The organism is Brotocaccenecus cirricatena (assembly GCF_020687045.1).
Classification (GTDB): domain Bacteria; phylum Bacillota; class Clostridia; order Oscillospirales; family Oscillospiraceae; genus Vescimonas; species Vescimonas cirricatena.
Genome location: NZ_JAJEPW010000019.1, coordinates 14,003 through 27,938, shown reverse-complemented (window position 1 = coordinate 27,938; position 13,936 = coordinate 14,003). Strand labels below are relative to the sequence as shown.

The window sequence follows — 13,936 nt, the reverse complement described above, 5'->3', positions numbered from 1 at the left end:
GGTGTTCCTCCCCTTATTCAAACGTGTACAGCTTCACTTCGTTATAGCCGCGGCGGAAGGTCTCCACGTTCTTCTCGCCGAAGAAGCGGCAGATGACCTTTTCCAGCTCGTCCTTGTCCACCCAGCCGGTGGCACGGACGAAGGCGCCCAGCATGATGGTGTTGGTGATGGGACGGCCCAGCATCTCCAGAGCGATGGAGGTGGCGTCCAGCCAGGCCACGGTCTTGACGTTGGGATTTTTCACCAGGTCCGCGCCGTTTTCGGCCTTGGTGTTGACGATGAAATAGGAGTTCTCCGTCAGGCCGTCGAACACCGGGGCGGAGATCAGCAGGCTGGGATCCAGCACCAGGGTGCAGTTGGGATGATAGACCTGGTTCTTGGGACGGATCTTCTCATCGCCCAGGCGCACATAGGACGTGACCGGCGCGCCCTGGCGCTCGAAGCCGAAAAACGGGATGGAATTGCCGTATTTTCCACTGGCTACCGCAGCGTGGACCAGCATTTCGCCGGCCTTCACCGTGCCCAGACCGCCGATGCCGTGGAGTCTGATTTCTTTCATATCGCTACGCTCCTTCATATTCCGCATGTGCGGCGTTTTACTTTTTCATGACCACCATGGCGTCCACGGCGGTGGCCGGACGGCCGTCGCCATAGAGCATCAGGGGATTGATGTCCACCTCGGTGATCTCCGGGTGCTCCTCCACCAGGCGGGACAGGCACATCAGGGCCTCCACGATCTCCTCCCGGCGGTACTGCTGGCCCCGCAGGCCCTGGCAGGCCTTGGCCAGCGGCGTTTCATCGATCATATCCTCGGCATCCTGGCGGGTGATAGGCAGCACACGCAGGGACACCGCGTGCAGCAGCTCCACCAGCACGCCGCCCAGGCCCGCCATGATCACATGGCCGAACTGGGGATCCGTGCTGACGCCCAGCAGGACCTCGAAGCCCTTGGGCAGCATCTGCTCGGCCAGAACGCCCTGGACCCGGGCCCCGGGGGCATTTTGGGCGGCGTTGGCCATGATGGTGTCGTAGGCGGCCTGCATGCCGTCCACGTCCGTGACGTTCAGCACCACGCAGCCCACGTCGGTTTTGTGGAGAATGTCGTCGGACAGGACCTTCATGGCCACGGGGAAGCCCAGCTGACGGGAGGCGGCCTCGAAGGCGGCCCGGTCGGGCTTGTCCAGCAGCACGGAGGCCACCATCCGCACGCCGCAGGAGGACAGAAGGCTGCTGCTGTCGCGCTCGTTCAGAGCGACGGTATTCTTTTCAGACATGGCTCAGTCCTCCTTCTGCCGCCGGCGAAAGGCGGCGTAATTGCACATATTCTTCGCTGCCAGGACGGCCTTGTCCGGGGCGTCGAAGGTACACAGGCCCGCCTGCTCCATGATGCGCCGGGCCGGAGAGGTATAAGCGCCGGCCATGACGCAGTAGAACACAGGCTTTTCCTGGGCCTGGGGGGTGGTTTCGGTCATCTTCACCAGCTCACGGGCCAGCTCCTCCTGGGGCAGGAAGGTGGGCACCACCGTGATGAACACCACGGCGTCCACGTTTTCGTCCTGCAGGACGATCTGGAGGCCATCCACATGGTTGCGCACGGAGGCGGAGGCGGTGATATCCGCGTAGCCCTCCGGGTGGCAGATGTTGGCCATGGGCTGCTGGGTGGCGGCCAGGCGGGCCTTGGTATCGTCGGACACCAGGGGCATCTTCAGCTGGGGCCACCGGGCGATGGCGTCGGTGCAGTAGATGCCGGGGCCGCCGGCCTGGGAATACAGGAACAGATTGCCGCCGCCGGGCAGGGGCAGGCGGTCGAAGGCCTGGAGGGTGTCGATGAGCTCGTCGATGGTGTCCACCCGGACCACGCCGGTCTGCTTGAACATGGCGTCGTACACGGCGTCGGACCCGGCCATGGAGCCGGTGTGGGAATTGGCGGCTGCGCCGCCCAGGGCGCTGCGGCCCACCTTCAGCACCACGATGGGCTTTTTGCGGCTGACCCGCTTCAGGGTCTCGGCCAGCTCACGGCCGTTGCCGCAGCCCTCCATATAGATGCCGATGACCCGGGTGGAGTCGTCGGTCTCGAAATAGTTCAGCAGGTCCACAAAGTCCACATCGGCCATGTTGCCGATGGAGATGAACTTGTTATACAGCACCGGCTCCACCCGTCCGGCGCCCTCCATCAGGATGGTGCTGGCCAGAGCGCCGCTCTGGGAGATGAAGGTGATGCCGCTGGGCTGGCCGAAGGACGAGAAGGGCACGCCGGTGTCCACGAAGGTGGTATCCACCAGGCTGCGGTTGTCGATGACGCCGATGCAGTTGGGGCCCACCACCCGGATGCCGTATTTCTCCGCCGTGCGCATCAGGCGGGCCTGGCGGTCGATGCCCTCGGGGGTCTTGGTCTCGGCGTAGTCCGCCGCGGCGCAGACGATGAACTTTACATCGCCCTTTTCCTCCATGCGGCGGTCCAGATCGTCCATGACGCTGTAGATCATCCGGGAGGGCATGATCAGGACCACCAGGTCCACATGGCCCTCCACCTCCGCCAGGGAGGGGGAGCAGGGATAGCCCAGGATCTCCGTTTCCTTGGGATTCACCGGATACACCTTTCCGGGGTAGCCCTTTTCCCGCATATTGCGGATCGCCACAAAGCCGGCCTTCCCCGGGTTGGAGGAAGCGCCCACCACGGCGATGCCGTCAGGCTGGAATAATTGCTTCATGCTTGTTCTCACCTCAAAATTCAGGATTCCTGCATGGGGTCAGGAGAGGCCCCACTGACCGCCGTCCAGAATGCCCACCACGGCCATGTCCACCGGGGCCTCCGCACACTTGCAGGCGTAGCGTGCGTTGCTGCCCCGGGTCACCAGAACGAAGTTGCCCTCGCCGCAGCCGATGGTGTCCGCTGCGGCAAACACCGGGCCGTCTGCCTCCAGGCTGCCCCGGTCGTTCAGAGCCGCCGCCTGGACCAGCACGATGCTGTGGCCCACCAGCTTCTCGTTTTTCACGGTGGAAATGATCTTTCCGATCACCTTGCATACATACATGACTCAGTTCCTCCTCGTTTTGTCCATATGCAGGCAAAGCATTCCGTTTATCTGCTTATAGCCTGACATATTTTCGGGGAAATGTCTGTCATTTCCATTACATTTTTGCGCTTTTGTTCCGCCGGGGGGTCAGTGCTCCAGCACCTGGCCCCGCTGGAGGTCGTCGGTAAGCTGGCCGTTCCAGGCGGCGATATGGCCGCCCTTGATGGTGGCCACCGGCCAGCCCCGCAGGGTGCGGCCCTGGAACAGGGAGAAGTCCGAACGGCTCAGCAGCTGGCGGGGGTCCACGGTGCGGGCGGCCCGCAGGTCCACCAGCACCAGGTCCGCGTCGCTGCCGGGGAGAATGGTCCCCTTCCGGGGATATACGCCGAAGATCCTGGCGGGGTTCATGGTCATCAGGGGCACCAGCTTCTCAATGGGCAGCTCCTGGCGATAAATGCCCTCGTCCAGGACGCTGACCAGGTGGGTACCCAGGGTGGGATATCCGGCTCCGGCCTCCCGCATGCCGGAGGACACCTGCTTTTCACCGGCGGTGAGCACGGTGTTGTCGGTGCCGATGGTGTCGATGAGGCCGCTGCGGATGCCGTCCCAGAGGGCCTTGCGGCTCTCCGGCTCACGGATGGGCGGCAGCATCTTGCCGTAGGCCCCGATGGGGCTGTCGGTATCCAGGCAGAGATAGGGGGAGGTGGTCTCCACATAGAGGTTGGGGTGCCTGTCGGCGGCCAGGGCCTCCATGGCCTCCCGGGTGGAGCTGTGGACCACATAGGTGCGCACGCCCATTTCCCGGGCAAAGTACGCCGCCCGGCGGACGGCCTCGCCTTCGGCCAGGTTGGGGTGGGTGCGGTTCCAGTCGGCCAGGGTGTCCAGCGGCTGGGACTGCATATCCTCCGTGGCATAGTCGCAGATGGAGGTGTTTTCACAGTGGATGCTGAGGATGGGGTGGGCCGTGGGAGGCAGCTGCTTCATGCGCTGCATCAGCCGGATGATGAAGCCGTCCTCCTGGTGGGGGTACAGGCCCGGCACGCCGCACATGTACACCTTGAAGGAGTTCATGCCCTGGCGGGAATACAGGGGCAGCTCGTCGATCTGCTGCTGCTCCCGCAGGGAGAAGTGGGGGATCATGTCCACCCGGGACAGCTGGGACACCTCCCGGCGCAGGCGGTCGATCACCGGCAGATAGCTGCCGGGCTGATTGAAGTAGGTGCCGATGGTGGTGACGCCCCCCAGGATGGCGGAGCGGGTCTCGCTCTCCAGCTCCTGGCCGAAGGGCACCGCCAGGCCCAGGTGGGTGTGGGGGTCGATGATCCCCGGCAGCACATACAGGCCGGAGGCGTCGATGACCCGGCGGCCCCGGGGCACCTCCGCCGTCAGGGCGGCGATCTTCCCGCCCCGGACGCACACATTCAGCGGCAGGCAGCCCATCTCCGGCAGCACGCAGGTGCCGCCCAGGATGACCAGGTCATACTCCTCCCCGTCTCCTCCGGCGGCCTGGGGCCGCAGGGGCGCGGCGGGCGCGGGCCGGGATACGGAGGCCGGCTGCGGCGCAGCCGGGGCGGGCCGGGGTGCCGGCTGCGGGGCGGCAGCCGTCCGGGCGGCCGCCTGGGCGGCGTCCACCAGCTTCACGCCCCGGCGCTGGGCCAGCTCCCGGGCCAGGTCCGTCAGCCGGTCCTCGGGTCCCATCACCAGCTCCGTCTCCCCCCGGCGCACCAGGGCGAGAACGTCGTCGGAGGTGAGGATCCGTTTCATTTCCCGGCCTCCAGCTCGCTTCTGAGCTTGCCCACCTCACCGGCCACGGCGCTGCTGAGCAGCGCCAGCTCGGAGTTGATGATGCACATATCAAAGCCCTTGGCGTACCAATTGCGGGCGGCGTCGAAGTTGCCGGCGAAGATGCCCAGGCGCTTGCCGGCCCTGGCGGTCTTTTCCCGCAGCAGCATGATGGTATCCGTCAGGCGGGGGTTGCTGAACTGGGCGAAAATGCCCATGTCCATGGACAGGTCGCCGGGGCCGATGAAGAACATGTCGATGAAGTCGCTCTGGACGATCTCGTCGATGTGCTCCACGGCCTGGACGGTTTCCAGCTGCACCACGATGTTGGTGGTGCGGTTGATGTCCTGGTCCGTGGCCAGCTGGATGATGCTGTCGCCATAGTCCCACAGGCGGGAGGGGCCGCTGCCCCGGTGGCCGATAGGAGGATACTGGCTGTAGTCCTTCAGGCGGCGGATGTCGTCCATGGTGCGGATCTGGGGGATCAGCAGGGCGTCCGCTCCGATATCCAGGGCGCCGGCCACGTTCTCATAGGACAGGGTGGGAATGCGCACCATGCCATAGGTGGGGGTGGCCTTCAGGCTCTGGAGCATCTTCTGGACGGTTTCCAGGTGCATGGCGTTGTGCTCGGCGTCGATGCAGACAAAGTCGAAGCCGAAGTGGCCCACAAACTCCGTCATCACGGGATGGGGCGTGCCGATGAAGGTGCCCATCAGCTTCTTGTCGGAGCAGATCAGGTCACGGAAGGCGGGCTTGTTCAGGCCGGGGGCCGTCAGCTTCTGGGCGGTGACGGGGCCGCCGGAGGGGGCGGCAAAGGCGGAGGAGCCATAGCCTCCGCCCACGGCGCTGCCGCCGCCGGAGGGGGCGGCTGCGGGACGGGATGCAACGGGGCGGGACGCCGGCTGGGCCGCCGGGGCGGCGCCGGTTACGATCTCCATGCCCAGGGTCTGCAGGGTCTCCCGGGCCAGATCGGTGAGGATGGGCATGGAGTCCAGACGGATGGTCTGCACCCCCTGCTGGTGATAGGCCAGCACATCCTCGCGGGTGAAAAAGTTCTGCATGATCTTGCCTCCCGCGCTTTATCAATACAGGGCCGAAAGGGCCTCGTCGGGACGGGCGATGACGTTGGTGCTGACCACCTTGCCGATGCGCTCCACCTCGGCCTCGGCGGCGTCGATGGCGGCACGGACGGTGCCGATCTCGCCCTTGATGATCACGGCGATCATGGCCTTGCCGGTGTTTTCACGGCCCACCACTTCCACGTTGGCGGCCTTCAGGGCGGCGTCAGCCGCCGCAATGGCGGGCACCAGGCCCACGACTTCGATATATCCGTAAGAGTCCATTTGTGCTCCTCCTTATTCCTTGTCGTCCGAAAGCTTCAGGCCCACCACCTTGGCCGCACCCTCGGCGGGGCGGGCGATGACGTGGGCGCAGTGCAGCTGGCCCGCCTGCTTGGCGGCGGCCGCTCCGGCGTCCACCGCCGTGCGGATGGCGCCGATCTCGCCGGTGACGGCCACGGTGACATAGCCGCCGCCGATGACCTCGCAGCCGGCCAGGGTCACGTCGGCAGCCTTGACCATGGCATCCGCCGCCGCAACGGCGGGAATATAGCCGACAACTTCAATAAATCCCCAAGAACGCATTTTTCTTTACCTCCTCAGCATTGCAGCATTTCCACCAGCTCCGGCGTGGGGCGGGCGATGGTGTAGCAGCCCATCAGGGCGTCCATCCGGTTGGCAGCCGCCGCACCGGAATCCACCGCCGTGCGCACCGCGCCCACCTCACCGCGAACGATGATGGTGACCATGGCGGCGCCGATCCAGACCTTTTTGACGATCTCCACATTGGCGGCCTTGACCATGGCGTCGGCCACGGCAAAGGCGGGCACATAGCCTTGGGTCTCCACAAATCCCAAAGATTGCATAGCTGTCTCCTCTCGTTTTCTGTGCGCCTTGGCGCAAATTTTTATGGCTGCCGTCCCTCTCCGCAGGTGCTGGCGTGCCGGAGAGGGGCCGGGCCCCCCTCCGGCAGCGTGTGGAGAGAAAACGGGAGATGGCGTATGTTAGCGGTTGGCCATGATCTCGCGCATGGCCTTGCAGACGAAGCGATCCTCCTCGGGGGTGCCGATGGAGATGCGGTTGGCCTTGAAGTTGCCGCGGATGATGATGCCGTAGTCCAGCAGGCGGTCGGCAAACCACTTCACGTCCACACCGGGATCGAAGTAGATAAAGTTGGTGTGGGAGGGCCAGACCCGGAAGCCCAGCTCCTTCATGCAGGAGACCAGGATCTCGCGGCCCTCCCGGTTGCCCTTCTTGGTCATCTCCTGGAACTCCACGTCGTCCAGGGCGGCCTCGGCGGCGTGCAGGCCCATGCGGCTGCAGCAGAAGCCGGTGGAATCCCGCTGCAGATACTCGATGATCTCGCGGTTGGCCATCAGATAACCCATACGGGCGCCGGCCATGCCGTACAGCTTGGAGAAGGTGCGCACCACGATGAGGTTTTCGTCATCGGCGATGGCGTCCACCATGGTCCGGTAGTTGGGGTCCTCCACGAAGTCGATATAGGCCTCGTCCACCACCAGCAGGACGTGCTCAGGCAGCTTCTTCTGGAAGGCGTGGAGCTCGTCGGAGTCGATGAGGGTGGCGGTGGGGTTGTTGGGGTTGCAGAGGAAGATGGCCTTGGTCTTGTCGGTGATGGCGGCCAGGACCTTGTTGAAGTCAGGGGTCAGGGTGTCCTCCTCCAGGGGGACCTCCACCAGCTTGCCCCGGCAGCGCTTGACGTAGTTATAATAGCTGGGATAGGTGGGGGGCGTCAGGATGATCTCGTCGCCGGGCTGGATGAACACCTCGGCGATGAAGCCCAGGCCCGCGGTAGCGCCCTCAGTGACCATGACCTCATCCACGGACAGGCCGTGCTTCTCCGCCAGCTTCTTGCGCAGGTCCTGGGCCCGGACATCGGGATAGCGGTTGGCCAGAGGAGCCTGCTGGCAAATGGCCTCGGCGGCCTTGGGGGAGGTGCCGAAGGGGTTTTCGTTGGTGGCCAGCTGCAGCAGCTTGGTCACGCCGGGCCGCATGCTCTTGGACTGCTCGTCCGCACCCACCACATAGGGAGGGGCTTCCTTCACAAATTCACTGACCAGATTCTTAACAGACATTTTCTTTTCCTCCATAAAGTCATTGGTTGTCCCGTGGGGACCCGTTATCCGTAGTCTAACAGAAAGGGCCCGGCGGGCCTGTAAACGCCGTTACAAACCGGCGAATTTAATCCGAACAGCTCACGCCGGAGTCGTTGATCCGCTGGCGCAGGGCGTCCATCTGGACCACATAGTAAAGCCCCGATTTCTTCATCAGGATCCTGTCCTTTACCAGGCCGGAGATGATGTTGGACACGCACACCCGGCTCAGGCCGGTGATCTCGGCGATGTCCTGGTGAGTGAAGCGGATATACAGCAGCTTCTGGCCGTTCTTCTCCTCGGAATACTGCTCGGCCAGGTGCAGCAGGTAAAAGCATACCCGCCCCTCGCTGTGGTGAAAGCTCATCAGCTCGATCTGGGTCAGCAGCATCCGGTTGATGCGGTTGCTCTGCATGAGGATGTTGTGGGTCATCTGGAAGTTGTCCCGGATCCGGGAGGAGGCCTCCTCCTTGGGGATCACATACACCTCCGCCTCGTCGCTGACGACCTCGGCCTGGCAGGAGTTGGGGCTGCCATCAAACAGGGTCTGGTTGCCGAACATGCATCCGGCGTCCAGCACCATGGTGTTGCGCATATCGCCCTCCGGCGTACACAGGCACATGGCCACCCGGCCGCGCTTGATGATGAAGACGTTCTCGCTGTACTCCTGCTGGCCATAGAATATATGCCCCCGGAAAAAGTGCCGGGCGTACCGTTCGTCGGTCAGGGGACCCCAATCCAGATGACTCATGTCGATCCAAGGGGAGTCGATCTGGCGATATTTGCGTTCTGCCATCTTCATTTACCTCCTGTGTATGATTTTGCGAATATGTGATGCGAACCGGCAAGCCCATTTGGCCCTGCCGGTCCGCACCAGACTGCGGGGAGAGAAAGCTCCGCAGGGCGACTTATGCGATGATTTTTACTTGGTCTGGGCAGGCAGGGCCTTCACAGGCTCGCCGTTGGGACCCTCGTACTTGCGGCCCCAGCCGGTGATCACGGCCACGGCCAGCGCCACGAACAGGAACCAGCAGTGCAGGCTGGCACCGGCCAGGCTCACGGGGCTGACTTCCTGCACGAAGGAATAGGTGTCCATCAGGCCCTGGATGCAGGACAGGGCGATGAAGATGAAGGCGCTGGTGACGGGGATCACAGCGGGCAGGGTGCTGCCGAAGCCGTCCATCAGGTTGGCCCGGCGATAGGGGTGCAGACCCTTGGACTTGCCCAGGTCGTTGGCGATGGGGCCCCACATGATGATGGCGGGACCGTTGGCGGAGCCCAGGCAGATGGAGGAGACCATCAGGCCCACGGAGATGATGACCTCGGTGCCCACCACGGAGCGGTTGAGCTTGCTGTGGACCAGGCTGTCGATGACCTGCTGCAGCAGACCGCTGGCGCTGAGGATGCCGATGATACCGGCGATGGCGTACAGGTAGCCCACGGTGCCGATCATGTTGTTGACGCCGTCGATGAGGAAGCCGCCCAGGGTGCCGTCCTGCATGCCCATGATGTCGGAGGGAACCAGGATGCCGCTGACCAGGCCGATGATGGTGCCGGAGATCAGGCCCCAGGTGCAGGCCACATAGATGTTGCGCTTGATGAAGGCCACAATCAGCAGGATGGCCACGGGGATCAGCATGATCAGGCCCTTGGGATTGCTGTACTGGGCCAGGATGGCCTCGGCCTCAGCCGCGTTGATGGCGGAGCCGGAGCCGCCGAACAGGGCGAAACAGACGGTGGCGGCGGCAGCGGCCACCAGGGCGTACTTCATACGGCTGCCCACAACGCCGGCCACGTCGGCCACGCCGGGCTTGTTGGCGTACTCCTGGGTGGAGGCGGAGGCGATGGTGGTGTCGGAGATGGGGCCGACGTTATCGCCGAAGATGGCGCCGCTGAGGATGGCACCGGCCAGGAACACGGGATCGGCGCCCAGCAGCAGGCCGGAGGGATACAGGATGGGGAAGGCGGTGAACATGGTGCCGATGGAGGTGCCGGTGGCAGTGGCGATGACGCAGGTGGCAATGAAGGTGAAGGCCACGAAGCCGCCGCCGGACAGGCCGATCTTATCGCCCAGCCACACGAAGCCCTGGGCCACGCCGCCGCGGGTCATCAGCTTGCCGAACATGCCCACAATCAGCAGGATCAGGGCCAGCTCGTTCATAATCTTGGAGGACATGCCGGTTGCCACGGCGTCCCAGTATTTGCCCCAGTTCTTGGACAGCAGGGATCCGATGATCAGGGCCACATAGCCGCCCATGCACAGGTGCATCATGTCGAAGGTCTTGAAGACCACGAAGAACAGGATGCAGAACACCACGAACAGCAACAGGGGGACCAGGGCGAAGAGATTCGTACCATGAAACTCTACGTCAAATTTTTTCTTTTCCATACCAACTCTCCTTTTGTTGTGGGGACAGCGGCCCATCCGCTGTCGTTAAAAAAATAGTAGCAAAAAGGATTTTTCCAGTATGTAAAATGCATTACATTTTTTCGGTTTCTCCATTTCGGCCCATTTGCGGCGGCGATTTTTGTAGATAAATGACAATTTTCGGCGGCTTCGTTTCGTTTTGAGAAAAATCAACCCGCCGGAATGGTGAGAATTTTTTGTTGCGTCTGCTTTATCGTTGTAAAACGCTGCACTTTCCGCCGGAATGCATGCCGCGGCAAGCTCTCTCTCAAAATCTTAGCAAAATCTGAATGGGTGGAACAGACACCGTTCTGTGTGGGTATTCGCAAAATTGCGCGAATGAGTGTATATCGTGAGCTATATATGGGTAGCGCTGTGGTGTGAGTATAACGCCGCAGCAGGCGGATGTCCAGTGTTTTTCCAGAATTTTCCTGTGGTAAATCCTTCCGGTGTCAAGGAAAATCCCGGGGTGCGGAAAAGCTCCATATAATAGAGATGTTGGGCAGATAGCCCAAAGAGGGGCCCGGTTTTTCGGCAATCAGCCGAATGTTTCCTGCGGCGAACAATTCCGATTGACACCCTTTCCCGCACCGTGATAGAATGGGTGCGACAACGGAATAGGGAAATCGGTGGATGGACTCGGGAGAGACTGCGCCCTGCCGGCGCGGCGCCGAAGGGGAACGCAGAAGCTCTCAGGCAAAAGGGACCGGGTCCGGACGATACTCCGAAAAGGCCGGATACGTCCGGCCACCGAAGGTGCAACCTGCCCCGGATGGGGCGGGGAATCTCTCAGGTCAGGATACGGGGGCGCAAGGCAACGGCTTTGCGCCCTTTTTTGCTGCCCAAAAATGGAACAAATCTGAAGGAGGAGCTTATCAAATGAGCGAACTGAAGCGCACGCAGCTGTACGACGTGCATGTGGCCGCCGGGGCCACCATGGTGGATTTCGGCGGGTGGGAGATGCCCATCCAGTATCCCTCCGGCATCATTGCCGAGCACCTGTATACCCGCCAGGTGTGCAGCCTGTTCGACGTGTCCCACATGGGCCGCCTGCTGATCGAGGGGCCCCAGCGCAAGGAATTTCTTCAGCACGTGCTGACCAGCAACGTCAGCGCCCTGGACCTGAACATGGCCCAGTACTGCATCATTCCCAACGAAAACGGCGGGGCCGTGGACGACGCGTATCTGTATCTGTTCCAGGAGGACAACTATCTGCTGGTGGTCAACGCCGCCAACATCGACAAGGATCTGGAGCATCTGAACCGGGCCCTGTCCGGCTTCGACTGCACCATCACCAACATCAGCGACCAGTGGGCCTCCATCGCTGTGCAGGGTCCCAAGAGCAAGGAAATGCTCATGACCCTGACCGGCGGCGTGTCCCCCACCAAGGAGCCCACCAAGAACTCCCTGGGCACCGTGTCCCTGGAGGGTCACCAGGCCCGCATCGCCAAGACCGGCTATACCGGCGAGCCTCTGGGCTATGAGGTATACGTCCGCAGCGAGGACGCCGTGTGGCTGTGGAACCGGCTGGTGGAGCTGGGCGCGCGTCCGGCGGGCCTGGGCGCACGGGACACCCTGCGCATGGAGGCGTCCTTCCCCCTGTACGGCCACGAGATGGGCGTTGCCCCCGACGGCACCGAGATCCCCATCTTCGCCGTGCCCCTGGCCAAGTTCGCCGTGAGCTTCTCCGCCCAGAAGGGTGATTTCATCGGCCGGGCCGCCCTGGAGCGCCAGCACCGGGCCTTTGTCCGGTATATGGACCGGGACTTCTCCGACCTGTCTCCCCTGCCCCGGAGGATCGCGCCCATCGCCCTGCTGGACCGGGGCGTCATGCGGGCCGGAATGGAGATCTACAAGGGCGATAAGCTGGTGGGTTGGGTCACCAGCGGCACCATGGTGCCCTATTTCAAGACCCAGGGCCAGGGCCTGTCCACCGTGATCCTGGAGGCCAGCGGCAAGCGGGCCATCGGCCTGTGCTACATCGACAGCGACGTGCTGGTGGATGACACCGTGGAGGTGGATATCCGGGGCAAGCGCCTGAAGGCCGTGATCCCCGCCCGGCACATGAGCGTGGGCGCGCCTCCCTTCGCCCGTCCCCTGCTGTACGGCGAGCAGGAGGAGGTCCGCACCGTGGCCGGCGGCGACCGCACCGGCAAGGCCCTGACTCTGCTGCACAAGGCCATCGAGAACCACGTCTGGCGGCAGGAGCAGTGCGTGAACCTGATCCCCTCCGAGAATACCCCCAGCCGGGCCGTGCGCCTGCTGTCCGGCAGCGACCCTGCCTGCCGCTATGCCGAGCACAAGAAGATCCTGGCCTTTTATGAGAAGGAGGTGTTCTATTACCAGGGCACCAAGTTCATCGACCAGGTGGAGCGTATGCTCACCGAGGAAATGCGCGCCTACTTCGGCTGCACCGAGGTGGAGACCCGGACCCTCAGCGGCCAGATGTCCAACATGGCGGTGTTCTCCGCCCTGATGGACTGGAAAAACCGCTTCGACCGCAAGAACGAGGCCAAGCGCCTGGGCTATGTCATGAACAACCACATCATCAAGGGCGGTCACCTGTCCGCCCAGCCCATGGGCGCTTTGCACGACTACATCGCCATCGACCCCGTTACCGAGAAGCCCGCCGTGGTGAACTTCCCCGTGTGCCGGGATAACCCCTATAAGATGGACGTGGAGGAAACCAAGAAGCTCATCGACCGCTATCGTCCGGAGCTGATCATCTTCGGCAAGTCCATGGTCCTGCACAAGGAGCCTGTGGCCCAGATCCGGCAGTTTGTGGACGAGCAGAAGATTCCCACCACCATTATGTACGATATGGCCCATGTGCTGGGCCTTATCGGCGATCACTTCCAGAACCCCTTCCAGGAGGGCGCGGAGATCGTCACCGGCTCCACCCACAAGACCTTCTTCGGTCCCCAGCGGGGCGTCATCGGCGTCAACTATAAGGAGGAGGACCTGAAATACGGCCTGTGGAAGACCATCGAGAGCCGCACCTTCCCCGGAAGCGTCTCCAACCACCATCTGGGCACCCAGCTGGGTATGCTGATGGCCGCCTATGAGATGAACCAGTTCCGGGACGCCTATCAGAGCGCCATCATCCGCAACGCCAAGTCCTTCGCCCGGAGCCTCAAGAGCTATGGTCTGGACGTGGTGGGCGACCCCGCCATCGACTATACCGAGACCCACCAGGTCATCGTGTCCGTGGGCTACGGCGAGGGTGCGGAGATCGCCGAGCGGCTGGAGCAGAACAATGTCATCGTCAACTATCAAGCCACCCCCGACGAGGAGGGCTTTACCGCCTCCGGCGCACTGCGCATGGGCGTCAGCGAGATGACCCGGTTCGGCTTCGAGGAGAAGGACTTCGACCAGCTGGCCAGCCTCATGGCCGACTGCATCCTCCGGGGCCGCGAGATCAAGGCCGATGTGGAGCAGCTCCGGGCCCGTCACACCGAAATGCGCTACTGCTTCGACGACGCCGCTATCAACGACGCCCTGGAGCAGCTGGCCGGCAAGCTGGACATTTGAACAAACAACAAAACATATTAAATTTGG

General features: G+C 63.0%; 13 protein-coding genes and 2 riboswitches. Of the genes, 1 reads left to right on the top strand and 12 read right to left on the bottom strand.

Annotated elements, in window-relative coordinates:
* Positions 1–13 precede the first annotated feature (13 nt).
* From LKD37_RS07955 to LKD37_RS07900, 12 genes are all read right to left on the bottom strand, one after another.
* Complete coding sequence (locus tag LKD37_RS07955; RefSeq protein ID WP_302928721.1) at positions 14–559, bottom strand: 2-oxoacid:acceptor oxidoreductase family protein; 546 nt, start codon at positions 557–559, stop codon at positions 14–16.
* Positions 560–596: 37 nt separating this feature from the next.
* Positions 597–1,274 carry an acetate--CoA ligase family protein gene (locus tag LKD37_RS07950; RefSeq protein ID WP_302928720.1) on the bottom strand — a complete coding sequence of 226 codons (678 nt, stop codon included), beginning with the start codon at positions 1,272–1,274 and terminating at the stop codon, positions 597–599.
* Between the two features lie 3 nt (positions 1,275–1,277).
* Positions 1,278–2,711 (bottom strand): acetate--CoA ligase family protein, encoded by a 1,434-nt coding sequence (locus LKD37_RS07945; RefSeq protein WP_302928719.1) that lies wholly within the window; start codon positions 2,709–2,711, stop codon positions 1,278–1,280.
* 39 nt (positions 2,712–2,750) lie between these two features.
* Entirely contained in the window at positions 2,751–3,035 is a 285-nt protein-coding gene (locus tag LKD37_RS07940) for a EutN/CcmL family microcompartment protein (protein ID WP_302928718.1), read from the bottom strand.
* Between the two features lie 129 nt (positions 3,036–3,164).
* Positions 3,165–4,781 (bottom strand): dihydroorotase, encoded by a 1,617-nt coding sequence (locus tag LKD37_RS07935; RefSeq protein ID WP_302928717.1) that lies wholly within the window; start codon positions 4,779–4,781, stop codon positions 3,165–3,167.
* Positions 4,778–5,860: an HpcH/HpaI aldolase family protein gene (locus tag LKD37_RS07930; protein ID WP_302928716.1), complete on the bottom strand. Its 1,083-nt coding sequence runs from the start codon at positions 5,858–5,860 to the stop codon at positions 4,778–4,780. The genes LKD37_RS07935 and LKD37_RS07930 overlap by 4 nt, the downstream gene beginning before the upstream one ends.
* A gap of 21 nt (positions 5,861–5,881) precedes the next feature.
* Positions 5,882–6,142, bottom strand: coding sequence for a BMC domain-containing protein (locus tag LKD37_RS07925; protein WP_302928715.1), 261 nt, complete (start codon positions 6,140–6,142; stop codon positions 5,882–5,884).
* A 12-nt stretch (positions 6,143–6,154) separates the two neighbouring features.
* A complete protein-coding gene (locus LKD37_RS07920) occupies positions 6,155–6,442 on the bottom strand; it encodes a BMC domain-containing protein (protein WP_302928714.1) in 288 nt (95 codons plus the stop codon).
* A 14-nt stretch (positions 6,443–6,456) separates the two neighbouring features.
* The gene (locus LKD37_RS07915) at positions 6,457–6,723 is read right to left on the bottom strand and encodes a BMC domain-containing protein (RefSeq protein ID WP_302928713.1); all 267 of its coding nucleotides are present in this window, start codon (positions 6,721–6,723) and stop codon (positions 6,457–6,459) included.
* Between the two features lie 138 nt (positions 6,724–6,861).
* The gene (hisC, locus tag LKD37_RS07910; protein ID WP_302928712.1) at positions 6,862–7,953 is read right to left on the bottom strand and encodes a histidinol-phosphate transaminase; all 1,092 of its coding nucleotides are present in this window, start codon (positions 7,951–7,953) and stop codon (positions 6,862–6,864) included.
* Positions 7,954–8,059: 106 nt separating this feature from the next.
* Positions 8,060–8,767 carry a Crp/Fnr family transcriptional regulator gene (locus LKD37_RS07905; RefSeq protein ID WP_302928711.1) on the bottom strand — a complete coding sequence of 236 codons (708 nt, stop codon included), beginning with the start codon at positions 8,765–8,767 and terminating at the stop codon, positions 8,060–8,062.
* Positions 8,768–8,893: 126 nt separating this feature from the next.
* Positions 8,894–10,360: a Na+/H+ antiporter NhaC family protein gene (locus LKD37_RS07900; protein WP_302928710.1), complete on the bottom strand. Its 1,467-nt coding sequence runs from the start codon at positions 10,358–10,360 to the stop codon at positions 8,894–8,896.
* A 648-nt stretch (positions 10,361–11,008) separates the two neighbouring features.
* Positions 11,009–11,097: riboswitch (glycine riboswitch) on the top strand.
* A riboswitch (glycine riboswitch) is annotated at positions 11,098–11,188 on the top strand.
* 69 nt (positions 11,189–11,257) lie between these two features.
* On the opposite strand from LKD37_RS07900, the gene gcvT reads away from it, so the two are divergent.
* Complete coding sequence (gene gcvT / locus LKD37_RS07895) at positions 11,258–13,909, top strand: glycine cleavage system aminomethyltransferase GcvT (RefSeq protein ID WP_302928709.1); 2,652 nt, start codon at positions 11,258–11,260, stop codon at positions 13,907–13,909.
* Positions 13,910–13,936 lie beyond the last annotated feature (27 nt).

Bases quoted from the DNA above. Each gene is read 5' to 3' on its own strand.
- LKD37_RS07955 (WP_302928721.1), bottom strand. From the start codon at position 559: ATGAAAGAAATCAGACTCCACGGCATCGGCGGTCTGGGCACGGTGAAG.
- LKD37_RS07950 (WP_302928720.1), bottom strand. From the start codon at position 1,274: ATGTCTGAAAAGAATACCGTCGCTCTGAACGAGCGCGACAGCAGCAGC.
- LKD37_RS07945 (WP_302928719.1), bottom strand. From the start codon at position 2,711: ATGAAGCAATTATTCCAGCCTGACGGCATCGCCGTGGTGGGCGCTTCC.
- LKD37_RS07940 (WP_302928718.1), bottom strand. From the start codon at position 3,035: ATGTATGTATGCAAGGTGATCGGAAAGATCATTTCCACCGTGAAAAAC.
- LKD37_RS07935 (WP_302928717.1), bottom strand. From the start codon at position 4,781: ATGAAACGGATCCTCACCTCCGACGACGTTCTCGCCCTGGTGCGCCGG.
- LKD37_RS07930 (WP_302928716.1), bottom strand. From the start codon at position 5,860: ATGCAGAACTTTTTCACCCGCGAGGATGTGCTGGCCTATCACCAGCAG.
- LKD37_RS07925 (WP_302928715.1), bottom strand. From the start codon at position 6,142: ATGGACTCTTACGGATATATCGAAGTCGTGGGCCTGGTGCCCGCCATT.
- LKD37_RS07920 (WP_302928714.1), bottom strand. From the start codon at position 6,442: ATGCGTTCTTGGGGATTTATTGAAGTTGTCGGCTATATTCCCGCCGTT.
- LKD37_RS07915 (WP_302928713.1), bottom strand. From the start codon at position 6,723: ATGCAATCTTTGGGATTTGTGGAGACCCAAGGCTATGTGCCCGCCTTT.
- hisC (WP_302928712.1), bottom strand. From the start codon at position 7,953: ATGTCTGTTAAGAATCTGGTCAGTGAATTTGTGAAGGAAGCCCCTCCC.
- LKD37_RS07905 (WP_302928711.1), bottom strand. From the start codon at position 8,767: ATGGCAGAACGCAAATATCGCCAGATCGACTCCCCTTGGATCGACATG.
- LKD37_RS07900 (WP_302928710.1), bottom strand. From the start codon at position 10,360: ATGGAAAAGAAAAAATTTGACGTAGAGTTTCATGGTACGAATCTCTTC.
- gcvT (WP_302928709.1), top strand. From the start codon at position 11,258: ATGAGCGAACTGAAGCGCACGCAGCTGTACGACGTGCATGTGGCCGCC.